This is a genomic window from Lysobacterales bacterium (assembly GCA_014946745.1).
Lineage (GTDB): Bacteria > Pseudomonadota > Gammaproteobacteria > Xanthomonadales > Xanthomonadaceae > Aquimonas.
In genome coordinates, this window is the sequence record JADCRD010000001.1 from 1 (window position 1) to 17327 (window position 17327).

Consider the following 17327-nt stretch of genomic DNA (forward strand, 5'->3'; position numbering starts at 1 on the left):
CCTTTTCCTTTGCCGCAACGAGTGCGGCGCTCACTTCGTAAGCTCCCCGGTACTGCGGACACAGGTTTCTAGAACTTTCTGGCAAGGTTTCCCAGCCAGGAGGTTCAGATGCGCAAGTCAAAGTTCAGCGAGACGCAGATCGTCTCGATCCTCAAGCAGGCCGATGCGGGTATGCCGGTCAAGGACGTTTGCCGGCAGGCCGGGATCAGTGTGGCGACGTACTACCAGTGGAAGTCGAAGTTCGGTGGCATGGAAGCCTCGGAGCTCAAGCGCGTGCGCGAGCTCGAGGAGGAAAACAGCCGCCTCAAGCGCCTGTACGCCGACCTCGCGCTGGAGAACTCGGCGATGAAGGACCTGATCGCAAAAAAGTTGTAGCGCCGGCGCAGAAGCGCGAGGCGGTGCGTTTCCTCTCGGAAGCCCATCGCCTGCCGCTGCGTCGGTCCTGCGCCTGCATCGGGCTGTCGCGCTCGGCCTGGTACGCCCCGCCACTGGACTGGACGGTGCGCGATGCCGAACTGATCGCAGCGCTTTCAGAGGCTGTGCGCGAGCGGCCGAGCCGAGGTTTCTGGAAGTGCTCGGACCTGCTGCGGCGCTGCCGTCCCGACTGGAATCCCAAGCGCATCTATCGCGTGTACAAGGCCATGAAGCTCAACCTGCGCCGCCCCGCCAAGCGCCGTCTGCCCAAACGCGAGCGCGTGCCGCTGTACGTGCCGCAACTGCCCGACAGCGTGTGGTCGGCGGACTTCATGAGCGACGCGCTCACCTGCGGGCGACGCTTCCGCACCTTCAACGTGATCGACGACTTCAACCGCGAGGCCTTGCACATCGAGGTCGACACCTCGATCAACGCGCAGCGCCTGATCCGCGTCTTCGAGCGCCTGCAGCGCGAGCGTGGGCTGCCGCAGGTGCTGCGCACCGACAACGGCCCTGAGTTTCTCGGCGAAGCATTCGTGGCTTGGGCGAAGTCCCAAGGTATGGCCATCCAGTACATCCAGCCCGGCAAGCCCAATCAAAACGCCTACATCGAGCGCTTCAACCGGACATTCCGCGAGGAGGTCCTGGACCCGCACCTGTTCTCTCGCTTGGACGACGTCCGCGAGGCGGCGTGGTGGTGGATGCTCGACTACAACGAGGAACGACCCCATGACGCCCTCGACGGGATGACACCCGCCGAGCGCAAAGCCCAAGCAGCCGAAGGTTCTAGGAATTCCTTGTCCGCTTGACGGGAGAGCTTACGGCTTGACGGGAGAGCTTACGCTTCAACCGACCGCAAAAAGAAGCCCGCTCATCGCGGGCTTCGGAAGTTCGCTGGAGAACGCCTGCTCTACTTCAGTGCGTACCCGAACTGCTGTCTAAACTGTTCTGCAAACTCTTCGTAGTCGAACCGCTGATTCTGTGGCCCAAGATGTTCAATCTTTAGTGCCCCCATCAGAGAAGCGATGCGGCCGGCGGTCGCGAGATCCATCCCGTTCATGAGCCCGAAGATCAGTCCTGCACGGTAGGCGTCGCCGCAGCCAGTGGGATCCACCACGCGCATCGCGTTGGCAGCGGGAACCTGCATGACCCCTGCTGCCGTGTGAACCTCGGAGCCTTTCGGCCCGCGGGTGATGATGTAGGCCTGAACTCGCTCTGCAATCTGTTTGGCACTCAGACCACTCTTTTCCTGCAGTAGACTCGATTCGTAGTCGTTGACCGTGACGTACGTCGCTGCCTCGATCATCTGACGCAGCTCGTCGCAATTGAACAACGGCATCGCCTGACCCGGATCGAAGATAAATGGAATGCCCAGCTCCGCGAACTCTCGCGAGTTCTGGAGCATCGCTTCGTAGCCATCGGGCCCTACGATGCCAAACTCGATGGCAGCGACATCGCGCACGTGGTTCTCGTACGAACGCATCATCGCGCCCGGATGAAAGGCGGTGATCTGATTATCGTCAAGGTCGGTAGTGATGAAGGCTTGCGCAGTAAACAGGTCCTCAATCACCTTGACGTGCTCAAGACTGATTCCGCAACTCGTGAAATGCTCGCGATAGGGCCCGAAGTCCTGACCAACGGTCGCCATAGGGATCGGGCTGCCGCCCAGCAGCTTGAGGTTGTACGCAATGTTGCCTGCACAACCTCCAAACTCCCGTCGCATGCGCGGAACCAGGAAAGAGACATTCAGAATATGAACTTTGTCCGGGAGGATGTGGTTCTTGAACTGGTCTTGAAACACCATGATGGTGTCGTAAGCGAGGGAACCACAGATCAGCGCAGGCATATAAAGCTCCGGTTCGAGACTGACTAGCAGCGCTCGATGACAGTGTGGGTCGGCCTAGACCGACGGATCTGCAAGTTTGAAGCATGCGAGCGCCCACCGCATCTCTCTGCACTGCGAACAGGAACGATGTGCCCTTGTGAGCGAACCAGAGCGCACTGGCCCAGTGCAGAAACACTTGTAGCGCCTCGCACTGCACAGTTGCTCTGCGCGGCGCAAGCAGCGACCTGCGATCCGAGGAGCGTCAGGAAGAACTGGAGGCTCGCCACGCCTGATCAGGCCGGCAGCAACCACCGTGGTCGGATCTAGGACACAGTCCGACGATGTGGGTCGATCTCTCTTTCCTGTTCCTTGCTGATGCAGGACGCGCTTGCTAGGCTTGCGTGCTTTTCTTCCGGAGCGCGCTGCGCCATGTTCAAGAGCCTTCGAGGCCTCTTCTCCAACGATCTGTCGATCGATCTTGGCACCGCCAACACCCTGATTTATGTAAGGAATCAGGGCATCGTGCTGAACGAGCCATCGGTCGTGGCGATCCGTCAGGACCGGGGGCCGGGCTCCCACAAGTCAGTCGCTGCCGTCGGTCACGAGGCGAAGCGAATGCTTGGACGTACACCCGGCAACATCTCGACGATCCGGCCCATGAAGGATGGCGTGATCGCCGACTTCAGCACGACCGAGGAAATGCTGAAGCACTTCATCCGCAAGGTGCACCGCTCTCGTTTCCTGCGACCCAGCCCCCGGGTACTGATCTGTGTTCCTTGCGGCTCCACTCAGGTTGAGCGTCGCGCGATCAAAGAGTCAGCTGAGGAAGCAGGCGCGCGCGAAGTCTTTCTGATCGAAGAGCCCATGGCTGCTGCGATCGGCGCAGGTATCCCGGTCCATGAGGCGCGGGGGGCCATGGTCCTGGATATCGGTGGAGGCACCTCGGAGGTTGCGGTGATCTCGCTCAACGGGATCGTCTATTCGCAGTCCGTGCGCATCGGTGGTGACCGCTTTGACGAAGCGATCATCAGCTACGTGCGGCGCAACCACGGCACCCTCATCGGCGAGACGACTGCCGAGAAGATCAAGATCGAGATCGGCTGTGCGTTCCCGCAGGCCGAGGTCCGTGAGATCGAATTCTCCGGCCGCAACCTTGCCGAGGGCGTGCCGCGCAATTTCACGATGAACTCGAACGAAGTGCTTGAGGCGCTTCATGAGCCGCTCGCAGGCATCACCAGCGCGGTGCGTGCTGCCCTTGAGCAGACGCCACCCGAACTGTGCGCTGACGTCGCCGAGCGCGGCATCGTGTTGACCGGGGGCGGAGCCTTGCTGCGCGACCTGGACCGGTTGATCTCCGAAGAAACGGGCTTGCACGTCCATGTGGCGGACGATCCGCTGACCTGCGTCGCGCGTGGGGGCGGCCGCGCCCTCGAGCTGATCGACATGCATGGCAACGACTTCTTCGCTCCTGAGTGAGCAGAGCGCCTGGGCTGAAGTGAGCCCGCGCTCAGCCCACGCGCGAGGGCACGATTTCCGCGGACCGCTTGCTCGCTTGGCAGGCCTTCGGGCGCTCAGCCCTTGGCCTCGCCCTGCCAATGCTTCCCTCGCCGTAGATGCTTCGGTTCCCGCAGACGCCTGTTCGTGAACTACAACCCTCGCCAGACCCCCGGCTTGTTCGCCGATACCGGTGTGGGACCCATTCGCCTGCTGCTGTATCTCCTAGCAGCAGTCGGTCTGATGGTGGCTGACCACCGCACTTCGCTGCTTGAACGGTCGCGCAGCCATGCGCTCGCCTTGGTCCAGCCAATCTACCTCGTGGCGGGATTGCCCTCGCTGGCCGTCGGGGCGGCCTCCGACGTGTTCGCTTCGAGAGAACGGCTACAGGTCGAACGCGACGAACTCCAGCGGCAGCTGCTCGTCGCTGAGGCGCGACTCAGTCGCTTGCAGGCTGTGCAGATCGAGAACTTGCGCCTGCGGGAACTTCTGAACGGCACGCGAGGCCTGCAGCTCAGCGTGCAGGTCGCCTCGGTGATGGATGTGGACCTTGATCCCTTCCGTCACCGCATCCTGCTCGACGCAGGGGCACAGCGCGGCGCTCGTGAGGGCATGGCGCTGCTCGATGCGGGCGGAGTCGTTGGCCAGATTCTTGAGGTGTCTTCGTTCGCCTCGACCGCCCTGCTGATCTCCGACCCCAACCACAGCGTGCCTGTGCAGGTTGTTCGCACAGGGCTCAGGACGATCGCCTACGGCACCGGGAGAACGGATGAGCTGGTTCTGCCGAGCATCCCGCAAAGCGCTGATCTCGTCGTCGGAGATCAACTGGTGACATCGGGAATCGGAGGCCGATTCCCCGCCGGTCTCGCAGTGGGTGAGGTGACCGCCATCACTGCCGATGACACGCGCCTGTTTCTGGTCGCGAGCGCTCGACCTGCCGCGCGCCTGGATCGCAGTGGCGAAGTGCTACTGCTCTCCATGAGCGACTCACTGCCGGAGTTTGGCCCGCCGATCGAACTCATGTCGCCGCCATCGAAGGTGCCCTGATGCGGCTACGCCCCTACGCCCTGTTTCCGGCTTCCCTGGCTGTCGCTTTGCTGCTGGGGCTGCTTCCGATTCCTTCTGAGCTTGCTGGCTTGAAGCCATTCTGGCTGGCACTGGTGATCTGCTACTGGCTTCTCGAGGCGCCTGAGCGGGTGGGTCTTGGGGTGGCCTTTGCCGTCGGCATCGCCGCTGACGTCGTCCACGGTAGCCTGCTCGGTGAGCATGCACTCAGGCTCTGCATGCTCGCCTTCATCGTCCTTCGATTCCGCGCGCGTCTGCGCTTCTTCACCCTTTGGCAGCAGGCGCTGGCCGTGGGAGCGATGCTGTTGAACGACCGGGTGGTCGTGCTGATGATTCGTGGCTTCAGTGGAGAGGCTATGCCGCCGCTGGCTTTCTGGCTGTCGCCGTTGGTGGGCATGGCGCTGTGGCCTTGGTTGTTCCTCGCGCTTGATGGCCTGCGGCTGCGCGCCCGGCAGCGAGGCGGCTGAGCATGCCAAGCGGACGTCGGCTGCGCGATCCGGCTGCAGAGGCCCGCATGTTCCGATCGCGTGCGGCAGTTGCCTTCGTGCTGGCGCTGGTGGTGCTCTCGGCCTTGGCGACGCGGTTCGGCTATCTGCAGGTGCTGCGCCACCAGGAATACGCCACCGAGTCCGAGGCAAATCGGATCCGCTCGCGGCCGATCGTGCCCGCGCGGGGGCTGATTTACGACCGAGCAGGCAAATTGCTGGCCGATAACGTCCCAGCCTACAGGCTCGAAATCGTCCCAGAACAGGTGAAGGATCTCGACAAGACGCTGCAGGCGCTCACCGAGCTGCTGCAGCTGACCGAGGATGAACTGCAGAGCTTCGAAACCGATCGGCGTTCAATGCGGGGTTTCCAAGCGGTGCCCTTGAAGCTGCGTCTGTCCGAATCGGAAGTCGCCCGATTCGCCGTGCGACGGCATGAGTTTCCCGGTGTGGATGTGGTGCCCTATCTCACGCGCAGCTACCCCTATGGCGAGCTGTTGGCCCATGTGATTGGCTACGTGGGGCGAATTGATGCCGAGGATCAGGAAAAGCTCGACCCCGCTCGCTATCGCGGCGCCACGCATGTCGGAAAGTCCGGTATCGAGCGCCAGTACGAAAGCCGTCTGCACGGCCAGGTCGGCATCGAGCGGGTCGAAATCAATGCCGAGGGCCGCACGCTGCGCGTGCTTGAACGCCAGGCTGCGGAATCCGGCGATCACCTCTATCTCAGCCTGGATCTTGAACTGCAGCAGGCTGTCGTGGCGGCCTTTGCTGGGCAGTCGGGGGCAGCGGTTGCCATGGATCCGCGAACAGGCGAGGTCTTGGCCATGGTCAGCCTACCCAGCTTCGACCCCAATCCTTTCGTCAATGGCATCGGGCGCGCCGCCTACACCGAGCTGCTGAACTCCTCCGCGCGGCCCTTGTTCAACCGTGTGCTGCTCGGCGGCTATGAGCCAGGCTCGACGATGAAGCCCTTCATCGGCCTTGCGGGGCTGGAGCTTGGCCTGCGAAGTCCCGAAGACACGGTGCTCTCGACCGGCGCCTTCAGGCTTCCGGGCCAGCAGCGCGAGTACCGCGACTGGCGTCGAGGAGGGCATGGAAGAATCGATCTGCGCGAATCGCTGGCGCAGTCGGTCAACACCTACTACTACCAGCTGGCCCTGGATCTCGGGATCGAGCGGCTCACCGGGTACGTCTCCCAGTTCGGCTTTGGTGAGCAGACGGGCATCGACCTTATTGGAGAGTCCAGCGGCATCCTGCCAACCCCTGCGTGGAAGCGTGCCGCGCGCAACCAGCCGTGGTATCCGGGTGAGACGGTGATTGCCGGGATCGGTCAGGGATTCTGGGTCACCACACCGCTCCAGTTGGCCTACGCCACCGCCATCCTGGCGTCAGGCGGCGAACGCCACCCGCCGCATCTGCTGCGTTCCGTCCAAGCTGGGTTTGACGCTGAAATTCTGCCGGTCCAGGTGCCCACGCTGGAGCCACGGCTTTCGGTCGAGCGCGCCCATCTCGAGGCGATCGTCGACGGCATGGAGGCGGTGATGCATGGCCCGACCGGCACCGCGCGGGCCATGGGCGAAGGGCTGTCGTATCGGATCGCCAGCAAGACCGGCACGGCCCAGCGCGTCAGCCGAAGCGGCGACACCGACATCGACCCCTCGCGGCTCACGGCGAACCAGCGCAACCAGGCGCTCTTCATCGCATTCGCCCCGGCGAAGGAGCCGACGATCGCGCTCGCCCTTGTGATCGAAGCGGGCGGTTCGGGAACGCGTGCGGCCGCTCCCGTGGCGCGGCAGATCCTGGACGCTTGGATCCTGCGGGAGGCATCGCCTTGAATCGCCCGATCCGACCACTCAGCGGACTGCTGGCCGCATTAGTGCCGCGCATGGATGTGCCGCTTCTGGCCGGCCTCCTGGCTCTGGCCGCAGCGGGCCTGCTGACCCTGCACAGCGCGACCCACGGCAATCCCGCCCTGTTCACCGCGCAGGCTCTGCGCTTCGCGGTCGGCTTCGCCGCGCTGTGGGCAATCGCCCTGGTGCCACCACAGCAGCTGCGCTTGTGGACGCCTTGGCTATTCGCGATCAGCCTGATCCTGCTGCTGCTCGTGCCGGTGCTTGGCACCGGCCGCAGCGGGCGTCACTGGCTCAATCTCGGCGTGTTCTATCTGCAGCCGGCAGAGCTGGTGAAGCTCACCCTGCCGATGGCGGTGGCCGCCTTTCTGCACGGGCAGCCGCTGCCGCCGCGCTGGACCAGTCTGCTGGTCTGCGCGCCCATCATCGCTGTGCCGGCGGCACTGATTGCCATCCAGCCGGATCTCGGCGGCGCGGTCACGGTCGCAGCCTCGGGGGGCTTCGTGATCTTCTTCGCCGGTTTGGCCTGGTCGCGAATCGCCCTGTTCGCCTGCATCGGCATGCTGGCTGCACCGGTGGGCTGGTTCTTCCTTAAGGAGTACCAGCGGGCGCGGCTCACCACCTTTCTTGATCCGGAGAGCGATCCCCTGGGCACCGGATGGAACATCATCCAGTCGAAGATTGCGGTCGGCTCGGGCGGGGTGTTCGGCAAGGGCTGGGGCGAAGGCACGCAGTCGCGCCTTGATTTCCTGCCCGAGCACACCACCGACTTCATCTTCTCGGTATTCGCCGAGGAGTTCGGCCTCGTCGGCGTGATCGGCATGTTGCTGTTGTTCGCCTTCATCATTGGGCGCAGCCTTTGGATCGTCGCGCAGTCGCGCGACACCTTCGCCCGCCTGGTCGGCAGCTCGCTGGCCATGACCTTCTTCCTGTTCGTCGTGCTCAACAGCGGCATGATCTCGGGCGTCCTGCCCGTGGTCGGCGTGCCCATGCCGCTGATGAGCTATGGCGGCACCTCTGCCGTATCTCTGCTGGCCGGCTTCGGAATCATCATGTCGGTCAACGCGCATCGCCGGTTCATGGGGGAATGAGCCGGCCTCGTGACTTCAAGCCCTGCACCGCGCTGGCCCGTCCGCCTAGCCTTGCCAAAACACCATCGGAGACCCGCATGACCTCGCGATCCCGTTCCACGCGCGCCCTGCTGCCCGCGGCCCTAGCTGCCCTGTTCCTCGCCGGCTGCGGCGGCACCGCACCCGAACCCGCTGCCGCGCCGGCAGCACCCGCCAAGACCGAGACCGAGGAGAACAGCGTGAGCGCGGCCGAAGACCCCTATCTCTGGCTGGAGGACGTCGAGGGCGACAAGGCGCTCGATTGGGTGCGCGCCCAAAACGCCGCCTCCAAGGCGTCGCTGGAAGGTATCGAGGGCTTTGTCCAGCTGCGTGACGACCTGCGCGCGATTCTGGACTCCAACGACAAGATTCCCTTCGTCCGCGAAATGGGCGGCTACCTCTACAACTTCTGGCAGGACGCCAACAACCCGCGCGGGCTGTGGCGCCGCACCACGCTGGAGAGCTATCGCTCGGCCGCGCCGGAGTGGGAAGTGATCCTCGACCTCGATGCGTTGAACAAGGCCGAGGGCGAGAACTGGGTGTGGGCGGGCTCGGACTGCCTGCGGCCCGAGTACACGCGCTGCCTGCTGTCGCTGTCGCGCGGCGGCGCCGACGCCAACGTCACCCGCGAGTTCGATACTGCGAGCAAGTCCTTCGTCGAAGGCGGCTTCTTCCGCCCCGAAGCCAAGGGCGGCATGGGCTGGATCGACCTGGACACGGTCTTCGTCTACACCGATTTCGGCGACGGCTCGATGACCAGCTCGGGCTATCCGCGCATCGCCAAGCGCTGGAAGCGCGGCACGGAGCTGGCCACTGCCGAGACCGTGTACGAGGGCAAGGCCGATGACATGTACATCGCCGCCACCCATGACGACACGCCCGGCTATGAGCGCAGCTTCGTCTCGCGCACGCTGGCCTTCTACAACGACGAGCTGTACCTGCTCGGCGAGGGCGGCCAGCTCACCAAGATCGACGCGCCGAACAGCGCCAACAAGTCGGTGCACAAGGATTGGCTGCTGCTGGAGCTGCGCGAGCCGCTGACGGTGGCGGAGACCACCTTCGCTGCAGGCAGTCTGCTGGCGGCCAAGCTCGACGCCTTTCTCGCCGGCGAACGCAAGTTCACCGTGCTCTTCCAGCCCAGCGACACCACCTCGCTGGCCGGCTACAGCTTCACCGCCAACCATCTGGTGTTGAACGTTCTGGAGGACGTCAAGAACCGCTTGAGCGTGCTGACGCCTGCCGCCGAAGCCGGCGAGGCTTGGCCCTCACAGCCGCTGCCGGGCGCGCCCGCTTTTGGCACGGTTTCGGTAAGCGCCTACGACGAGGAGAAGTCCGATCTGGTGTGGATGACCAGCACCGACTACCTGACTCCGACCACGCTCTACCTCGGTGAGCTGCTGGGCGAGAAGGCCAAGCTCAAGGAGATGCCCTCGTTCTTCGACAAGGAAGGCCTCGAAATCACCCAGGGCTTCGCGACCAGCGAGGACGGTACCCGGGTGCCGTACTTCATGGTGGCGCGCCAGGGCCTTGAGCGTAACGGCAAGAACCCGACCCTGCTGTATGGCTACGGCGGTTTCGAGGTCTCGCTCACTCCCGGCTACTCCGGCGCGGTTGGCCGCGCCTGGCTGCAGGACGGCGGTGTCTACGTGGTCGCCAACATCCGCGGCGGCGGTGAGTACGGCCCGCGCTGGCACCAGGCCGCGCTGAAGGCCAACCGCAACAAGGCTTACGAGGACTTCGCGGCGGTCGCGAAGGAGCTCATCGCACAGAACATCACCGCGCCGGCGCATCTCGGCATGCAGGGCGGCAGCAACGGCGGCCTGCTGATGGGCAACATGACCGTGATGTACCCGGAGCTGTTCGGCGCTGTGGTCTGTCAGGTGCCGCTGCTCGACATGAAGCGCTACCACCTCTTGCTGGCTGGCGCGTCGTGGATGGCCGAGTACGGCAACCCCGACACCGCCGACTGGGAGTTCCTGCAGCAGTACTCGCCCTACCAGAACGTCAAGGCGGACGCGAAGTACCCGCCGGTGCTGTTCACCACCTCGACCCGCGACGACCGCGTGCATCCGGGCCACGCCCGCAAGATGTTCGCGCGCATGCAGGAGCAGGGCCACAGCGTCGCCTACTACGAGAACATCGAGGGCGGCCACGGCGGTGCGGCCGACAACGGCCAGCGCGCCTACATGCAGGCCATCGCCTACAGCTTCCTGCGCCAGCACCTGTTCCCCAAGGGCTGAACGCGTTCCTCCCGCAGCCGGCGTAGACTCCGCCGGCTGCGGCGAACACGCGCCCTAGCAGGCTGTTGAATAACAGCCTGCTAGCCCGGCCAGGGATGGCCGGGACGACGAAGCAAGCGCGTAAGCGATGGCTTTGTCGTGAGGCGGTACGGACCTGCGCCGGACCGCCGACTTGAAAAACTTCCCGGAAGGGAGTTTTTCAACACGCTGCTAGAACCCACACCCGACCCCGGCCTGCCCGCGCACGCCGGGGTTCTGCATGGAAGGAGACCCCATGAGCATGCACGCCCCCTATCGCCAGCTGCCGCGGCTCGCCGCGCTGGCGGCTTCCATCCTTGCCGTCGCCGGCTGCACGCGCGGCCCCGACGCCGATGCTGGTGCTGCCGGCAATCCTGCCGCTGACGTGCTGAAGCCCCCGGTCGCCGAGACCCGGCCGCATGAGGTCAAGGCGCCGCACGGCGCAGTGCGTCAGGATGAGTACTACTGGCTGCGCGACGACGCCCGCAAGGATCCGCAGATGCTGGCGTATCTGCAGGCCGAGAACGCCTATGCCGACGCCATGCTGGCGCCGCTGGCCGCGGTGAAGGAGCAGCTCTACGGCGAACTGGTCGGCCGCATCAAGCAGGACGATGCCAGCGTGCCCTTCCTGGAGAACGGCTACTGGTACTACACCCGCTTCGAGGAAGGGCGCGAGTACCCGATTCACGCCCGTCGCAAGGGCAGCATGGAGGCAGCCGAAGAGGTGCTGCTCGACGTGAACACCCTGGCCGAAGGGCAGGGGTTCTACCAGATCGCGCGCTACGAGATCAGCCCGGACAACCGCCTGCTGGCCTACTTCGAGGACACCAGCGGCCGTCGCCAGTACACGCTCAAGGTCAAGAATCTGGAAACCGGCGAGCTGCTGCCGGTCGAGATCAAGGGTCTTTCTGCCAGCATCGCCTGGACCGCGGACAGCAGCAGCTTCTACTACGTCGAGAATGACCCCGAGACCCTGCTGACCACGCGCGTGCGCCTGCATACGCTGGGTCTCGCCGAGGGCAACGACCGCTTGGTGTACGAGGAGCGTGACCCCAGCTTCTACATGGGCGTAGGCAAGACGACGTCGGACAAGTACATCTGCATCAGCGTCAACAGCACGGTGTCGTCGGAGACCCGCTGCACGCTGGCGGCGCAGCCGGGAGACTTCGAGATCCTCGCGCCGCGCGAGCGCGACTTCGAGTACTCGGCCGACCATCTGGGCGAGCGCTGGGTGATCCGCACCAACTGGGAGGCGAAGAACTTCCGCCTGATGCAGGCCAGCGAGAACGACGTGCGCGCGCGCACCGAGTGGAAGGACCTGATCCCGCACGACGACAAGGTGTTCATCGAGGAATTCGCTCTGTTTGAAGGCTTTCTCGCGGTCGAGGAGCGCTCGGAGGGGCTGACCCGTCTGCGCCTGCGCAAAAACGACGGCAGCGAGCAGTACGTCGCCGCCGATGAGACCGCCTATTCGATGGGTTTGTCGGTCAACGCTGAGCCCGCGAGCGACTGGCTGCGCTACACCTACACCTCGCTGACCACGCCGGCGACCACCTTCGAGCTCAATGTCGTGACCGGCGAGCGCAAGCTGCTGAAGGAACAGCCGGTGCTGGGCGGCTTCGACAAGAAGAACTACGTCACCGAGCGCCTCTGGGCCACCGCCCGCGATGGCACGCGCGTGCCGGTCACCGTGCTGCATCGCGCCGACTTCAAGCGCGATGGCACTGCCGCCTTGCTGCAGTACGGCTACGGCAGCTACGGCGCCTCGATGGACCCGAACTTCAACTCGAACGTGCTGTCCCTGGTCGATCGCGGCATGGTCTATGCAATCGCCCACATTCGCGGCGGACAGGAGATGGGCCGCGCCTGGTACGAGGACGGCAAGCTGCTGAAGAAGGTCAACACCTTCACCGACTTCATCGACGTCACCGATTTCCTGGTGGCGGAGAAGTTCGCCGCGGCCGATCGCATCTCGGCCATGGGCGGCAGCGCGGGCGGCCTGCTGATGGGCGCGATCGCCAACATGGCGCCAGAGAAGTACCGCGCCATCGTCAGCCAGGTGCCCTTCGTCGACGTGGTCACCACCATGCTCGACCCGAGCATTCCGCTGACCACCAACGAGTACGACGAGTGGGGCAACCCCGAGGACAAGACCTACTACGACTACATGCTGGCCTACTCGCCCTACGATCAGATCGAAGCCAAGGCCTACCCGGCGACGTTTGTCGGTACCGGCCTGTGGGACAGCCAGGTCCAGTACTGGGAGCCTGCCAAGTACGTCGCCCGCCTGCGCGCGAAGAAGACCGACGACAACCTGCTGGTGTTCCGCACCAACATGGAAGCCGGCCATGGCGGCAAGTCGGGCCGCTTCCAGCGCTTCCGCGAGGCGGCCGAGTACTACGCCTTCCTGCTTGACCAGTTGGGCGTGAAGTAGGCGCTCCAGCGAGCTTGCAAGCGAAAGGCCCGGCCACGCCGGGCCTTTCGCATTTCAGCGGCGCGCGATGGGGCGATCAGAACGCGTGGTCGAAGGCGACATCGCCGCTGACCCCGACCTGATAGGCCGAGACCCGCCGCTCGAAAAAGTTCGTCAGCTCCTGAACGTCCTGCAGCTCCATGAAGGGCAGCGGGTTGCGCACGTGATAGCGCAGCGGCAGGCCGAGCTTGGCGAAATGCTGATCCGCGCAGTGCTGCAGGTACTGCCGCATGTCGCGCATCGAGATGCCCGCCACACCGCCTGAAAGCACATCCTCGGCGAACTGAATCTCGCACTCGATGGCCTCTTCCAGCATCGCGTACACCTGCTGCTGCATGGCTGCGTCGAACAGTTCGGGCTCTTCGCTGCGAATCGTGCGCACGCACTCGAAGGCGAAGGCCATATGGCAGCTCTCGTCGCGGAACACCCAGTTGGTGCCCGACGCCAGACCTGGCAGCAGACCCCGCGAGCGGAAGTAGTACACGTAGGCGAAGGCGGCAAAGAAAAACAGCCCTTCGATGCAGGTGGCGAAGCAGATCTGGTTGAGCAGGAACTGCCGCCGCTGCTCGCGAGTCTCGGCGCGCCGCAGCTGCTGCAGGCTGTCGATCCACCGGAAGCAGAACTCGGCCTTCTTGCGGATCGACGGAATGTTCTCCACCGCAGCGAAGGCCTTGATGCGTTCTGACGGGTCAGGCAGATAGTTGTCGAGCAGGGTCAGGTAGAACTGCACGTGCAGCGCTTCCTCGTAGAGCTGCCGCGACAGATACATCCGCGCCTCGGGCGCGTTGAGATGCTGGTAGAGGTTCAGCACCAGGTTGTTCGACACGATCGAATCGCCGGTCGCGAAGAACGCGACCAGCCGGTGGATCAGGTGCCGATCGGCAGGGGTCAGCTTCGAGTGCAGGTCGCTGATATCGATTTGGAAGTTGATCTCATCCACCGTCCACGAATTCTTGATCGCATCGCGATACATCTCGTAGAACTGCGGATAGCGCATGGGGCGGAGAGTGAGCTCGAAGCCTGGATCTAGGAGGCGAGGAGCGTCAGGAACGAGTGCGGAGGAACGAGCAACGAGTTGGGTGGGGGCTTTTTCTGGGGGCTGCATGAGTAATTCTCTGATGGGCTGTGTCGCGCCGGGCTGCGACGATGAGGTCAGCGATGGAAATGGGAGTGGTTGATGCACTACCGAGACGCCATGGTGTGGAACAAGGCAATGGCCTTGGCAGAGCGGATCTGTCGAACGTCGACGGGTCTACCAGCGATTGAGAAATTCGGGATTCGCGCGCAGATCACACGTGCTGCCGTGTCTGTGCCCAGCAACATCGCGGAGGGCTGGGCCCGCGAATCCGTTCGAGAGAAGGCGCAGTTCCTCGCCATAGCGCAGGGCTCACTCGCCGAACTCCACACGCAGCTGCTTCTGTGCGAACGCCTGCACTGGCTGGATCACGAGAAGAACCTGGAGGCGCACGAGTTGATCGATGAAGTCAGCCGCATGCTCACGACCCTGAGACGGCGATTCAGATCACCCGCCTGAGCACAGACAGACACTCCGCCAACCTCCAGACTCTCTCCTCCTTCCTCTTTCCTCTTTCCTCCTTGCTCTTCGCTCTTCGCTCTGGACTCGTTCCTCTTTCCTCTCCACTCTTTCCCGCCTCACTGACACGCCTCACACGCCTCCGGGTTCTCCAGCGAACACACCACCGCCTCGACCGGCGTATAGGCCGACACAGTGGCCTTGGCGATCCTCGTTGCCGGGCGCGAGCGCAGGTAGTAGGTGGTTTTCAGTCCCTGCTTCCAGGCGTACATGTACATGGACGACAGTGCACCGATGTTCGGGCTCTCCATGAAGAGGTTTAGCGAGGCCGACTGGTCGATGAAGGGGCCGCGCTCGGCGGCCATGTCGATCAGCGAACGCATCGGCAGCTCCCAGGCGGTCCGGTAGATCTGCCGCAGGGGCTCCGGGATCTGCGGCAGGTTCTGGATCGAGCCCTCGGCGCGCTTGATGGCGTCGCGCATGTCGGCGGTCCACAGGCCCAGCGCCTTCAGTTCATCGACGAGGTAGCGATTGACCTGCAGGAAGTCGCCCGACAAGGTTTCGCGCTTGAACAGGTTGCTGACCTGCGGCTCGATGCATTCGTAGCAGCCGGCGATGGAGGCGATCGTGGCGGTGGGGGCGATCGCGATCAGCAGCGAGTTGCGCAGGCCGTGCTGCTGGATGCGTGCGCGCAGGGCATTCCAGCGATCGGCATTCGCCGGCGTTAGGCCCCAGGCGTCGAACTGCAGCGCGCCGCGGGCCGCACGCGTGTCCGCGAAAGCGGGGTGCGCGCCGCGCGTCTGCGCGAGCTCGACCGAAGTGTCCAGCGCATGGAAGTAGATCTCTTCGGCGATGCGCGCCGACAGCGCGCGTGCAGCCTCGCTGTCGAAGGGCAGGCGCAGGCGGAAAAACAGGTCCTGCAGCCCCATGCAGCCCAAGCCCACCGGCCGCCAGCGCAGGTTGCCGCGGCGCGCCGATTCGATCGGATAGAAGTTCAGATCGATCACGCGATCGAGCTGACGCACGGCCAGCCGCACGGTCTCGGCCAGCGCCTCGAAGTCGAACTGACCGTCGGCATCGAGGTGGCGGGCGAGATTGATCGAGCCGAGATTGCAGACCGCGGTTTCCTCGGCCGAGGTGACCTCCAGAATCTCGGTGCACAGATTCGACAGATGGATGATGTTGCCGGGCTTGGCCGTCTGGTTGCTGGTCGTGTTGCAGCGGTCCTTGAAGGTCATCCAACCGTTGCCGGTCTCGGCCAGCGTGCGCATCATCCGCGCGTAGAGCTTGCGCGCAGGCACCGTTTTCGCAGCCTTGCCCTGGGCCTCCGCCTGCGCGTAGGCGCGCTCAAAGGCGTCGCCGTAGAGGTCGGTCAGCTCGGGCACAACCCTCGGATCGAACAGCGACCAATCCCGGTCGGCTTCGACGCGATTCATAAAGAGATCGGGCACCCAGTTCGCCAGGTTCAGATTGTGGGTGCGTCGCGCCTCGTCGCCGGCGTTGTCGCGCAGCTCCAGAAAGTCCTCGACGTCGGCGTGCCAGGTCTCCAGGTACACGCAGGCGGCGCCTTTGCGCTTGCCCCCCTGGTTGACCGCGGCCACCGACGAATCCAGCGTCTTCAGCCAAGGCACGATGCCGTTGCTGTGGCCGTTGGTCGAGCGGATCAGCGAGCCGCGCGAGCGCACCCGCGAGTAGCTGACGCCGATGCCGCCGCTGAACTTGGACAGCTGGGCGATATCGCCGTAGCGCTGGTAGATCGACTCCAGCGAGTCGGCAGGCGAGTCGAGCAAGAAGCAGGACGAAAGCTGCTCATGCGTGGTGCCGCTGTTGAACAGCGTCGGCGAGCTTGGCAGGTAGTCGAGCTGGGCCATGCGCCGGTACAGCGCCAGGGCATCCGGCACGTCCTCGCTCAGCGCGCAGGCCACGCGCAGGAAGAACTGCTGCGGCGTCTCGATCACGCTGCGCGTATGCGGATGGCGCAGCAGATAGCGATCGTAGAGGGTGCGCAGACCGAAGTAGTCGAAGCCGCGGTCAAGCGACGTGTCGATCGCGTCATTGAGCTTGCGCGCATGGGCCTGCACGAAGCCGAGCAGGCGCGCTTTGATCAGGCCGAGCTCATGGCCGCGGCTGACCGACTGCGAAAAGGCGTGGATCTCTTGCCCGGTGACTTCCTTCTCGATCACCTGGGCCAGCAGGCGGGCCGCGAGACGGCCGTACTCGGGCTCTTCAGCGGTCAGCAGCGCCGCGGTGCGAATGGAAAGCTCGTCCAGTTCGCGGGTGCTGGCGCCGTCGTACAGGCCGGAGATGGTGCGCGTGGCGACCCGCATCGGGTCGACCGCGTAGAGACCGTCGCAGCAGCGCATCACCGCGCGCACGATCTTGCTCAGATCGACGGGTTCGCGGCGTCCGCTGCGTTTGGTGACGCACATGCCGGGCGCATCGTGCGGGGGGCGCAGCTCAAGGGAGGGCGGAGCCGGGGCCTCGCGGCCGGTGTCGCGAGTCGAGCCCGCTGAGCTGGCGTCGAGCGACGCCGTTCCCTGCGCTTTCGTCGCAGCGGTCGGTGTGTCCTGGGTGTGCATGGGCTGGGTCCGTGTGACGCACGGTGCGCGTCCCCTCCCTCGCGGGGGCGCGCGCTTGAGCGAGCGTCGACACAGACGCAAGCGCCGACCGGGCGGTCGATCGCGCATGCGGCTGCGGCAACGCCCCCTCGGGCGCTGGAGTCTCCACGGAATGCGCAGCAGGACGCAGCGCGAGCACGTCTGGCCCGAGCCCAAGCGTCCGGCTGCTTCCCCGCGGAAGCCCTGATGCCGGGACCGT

Annotated in this window: 12 protein-coding genes; 9 read left to right on the forward strand and 3 right to left on the reverse strand. The window is 64.6% G+C overall.

Annotated features, from left to right (window positions below):
- Positions 1–108 precede the first annotated feature (108 nt).
- Positions 109–1223, forward strand: a protein-coding gene (locus H4O13_00005) for an IS3 family transposase (GenBank protein MBE5313768.1) whose coding sequence is annotated in 2 segments (ribosomal slippage) — positions 109–361 and positions 361–1223 — 1116 coding nt in all. Because the reading frame shifts where the segments join, the coding sequence is not laid out codon by codon here.
- 101 nt (positions 1224–1324) lie between these two features.
- Here the strand turns inward: H4O13_00005 and H4O13_00010 are convergent.
- Positions 1325–2260 carry a carbohydrate kinase family protein gene (locus tag H4O13_00010; GenBank protein ID MBE5313769.1) on the reverse strand — a complete coding sequence of 312 codons (936 nt, stop codon included), beginning with the start codon at positions 2258–2260 and terminating at the stop codon, positions 1325–1327.
- Positions 2261–2668: 408 nt separating this feature from the next.
- Here H4O13_00010 and H4O13_00015 point away from each other — a divergent pair, with 408 nt between their 5' ends.
- The 7 genes from H4O13_00015 (at position 2669) to H4O13_00045 (ending at position 12937) form a co-directional block, all read left to right on the forward strand.
- On the forward strand, positions 2669–3715 hold the full coding sequence (locus H4O13_00015) for a rod shape-determining protein (protein ID MBE5313770.1): 1047 nt from the start codon (positions 2669–2671) through the stop codon (positions 3713–3715).
- Between the two features lie 165 nt (positions 3716–3880).
- Positions 3881–4780, forward strand: a complete 900-nt coding sequence (gene mreC / locus H4O13_00020; GenBank protein MBE5313771.1) for a rod shape-determining protein MreC — start codon at positions 3881–3883, stop codon at positions 4778–4780.
- On the forward strand, positions 4777–5265 hold the full coding sequence (mreD, locus tag H4O13_00025; GenBank protein MBE5313772.1) for a rod shape-determining protein MreD: 489 nt from the start codon (positions 4777–4779) through the stop codon (positions 5263–5265). Before mreC ends, mreD begins: the two co-directional genes overlap by 4 nt.
- 47 nt (positions 5266–5312) lie before the next feature.
- Positions 5313–7121, forward strand: a complete 1809-nt coding sequence (mrdA, locus tag H4O13_00030; protein ID MBE5313773.1) for a penicillin-binding protein 2 — start codon at positions 5313–5315, stop codon at positions 7119–7121.
- Positions 7122–7171: 50 nt separating this feature from the next.
- Positions 7172–8227, forward strand: coding sequence for a rod shape-determining protein RodA (rodA, locus tag H4O13_00035; GenBank protein MBE5313774.1), 1056 nt, complete (start codon positions 7172–7174; stop codon positions 8225–8227).
- Positions 8228–8304: 77 nt separating this feature from the next.
- Positions 8305–10485 carry a S9 family peptidase gene (locus H4O13_00040; protein ID MBE5313775.1) on the forward strand — a complete coding sequence of 727 codons (2181 nt, stop codon included), beginning with the start codon at positions 8305–8307 and terminating at the stop codon, positions 10483–10485.
- A gap of 280 nt (positions 10486–10765) precedes the next feature.
- On the forward strand, positions 10766–12937 hold the full coding sequence (locus tag H4O13_00045) for a S9 family peptidase (protein ID MBE5313776.1): 2172 nt from the start codon (positions 10766–10768) through the stop codon (positions 12935–12937).
- 76 nt (positions 12938–13013) lie between these two features.
- Here H4O13_00045 and H4O13_00050 read toward each other — a convergent pair whose 3' ends face one another.
- The gene (locus tag H4O13_00050; GenBank protein MBE5313777.1) at positions 13014–14081 is read right to left on the reverse strand and encodes a ribonucleotide-diphosphate reductase subunit beta; all 1068 of its coding nucleotides are present in this window, start codon (positions 14079–14081) and stop codon (positions 13014–13016) included.
- Between the two features lie 72 nt (positions 14082–14153).
- Here H4O13_00050 and H4O13_00055 point away from each other — a divergent pair, with 72 nt between their 5' ends.
- Entirely contained in the window at positions 14154–14510 is a 357-nt protein-coding gene (locus tag H4O13_00055) for a four helix bundle protein (protein ID MBE5313778.1), read from the forward strand.
- Between the two features lie 119 nt (positions 14511–14629).
- Here H4O13_00055 and H4O13_00060 read toward each other — a convergent pair whose 3' ends face one another.
- Positions 14630–17089 (reverse strand): ribonucleoside-diphosphate reductase subunit alpha, encoded by a 2460-nt coding sequence (locus tag H4O13_00060; GenBank protein ID MBE5313779.1) that lies wholly within the window; start codon positions 17087–17089, stop codon positions 14630–14632.
- Positions 17090–17327 lie beyond the last annotated feature (238 nt).

Bases quoted from the DNA above. Each gene is read 5' to 3' on its own strand.
- H4O13_00060 (MBE5313779.1), bottom strand. From the start codon at position 17,089: ATGCACACCCAGGACACACCGACCGCTGCGACGAAAGCGCAGGGAACG.
- H4O13_00040 (MBE5313775.1), top strand. From the start codon at position 8,305: ATGACCTCGCGATCCCGTTCCACGCGCGCCCTGCTGCCCGCGGCCCTA.
- rodA (MBE5313774.1), top strand. From the start codon at position 7,172: ATGGATGTGCCGCTTCTGGCCGGCCTCCTGGCTCTGGCCGCAGCGGGC.
- H4O13_00050 (MBE5313777.1), bottom strand. From the start codon at position 14,081: ATGCAGCCCCCAGAAAAAGCCCCCACCCAACTCGTTGCTCGTTCCTCC.
- H4O13_00010 (MBE5313769.1), bottom strand. From the start codon at position 2,260: ATGCCTGCGCTGATCTGTGGTTCCCTCGCTTACGACACCATCATGGTG.
- mrdA (MBE5313773.1), top strand. From the start codon at position 5,313: ATGTTCCGATCGCGTGCGGCAGTTGCCTTCGTGCTGGCGCTGGTGGTG.
- H4O13_00045 (MBE5313776.1), top strand. From the start codon at position 10,766: ATGCACGCCCCCTATCGCCAGCTGCCGCGGCTCGCCGCGCTGGCGGCT.
- H4O13_00015 (MBE5313770.1), top strand. From the start codon at position 2,669: ATGTTCAAGAGCCTTCGAGGCCTCTTCTCCAACGATCTGTCGATCGAT.
- H4O13_00055 (MBE5313778.1), top strand. From the start codon at position 14,154: ATGCACTACCGAGACGCCATGGTGTGGAACAAGGCAATGGCCTTGGCA.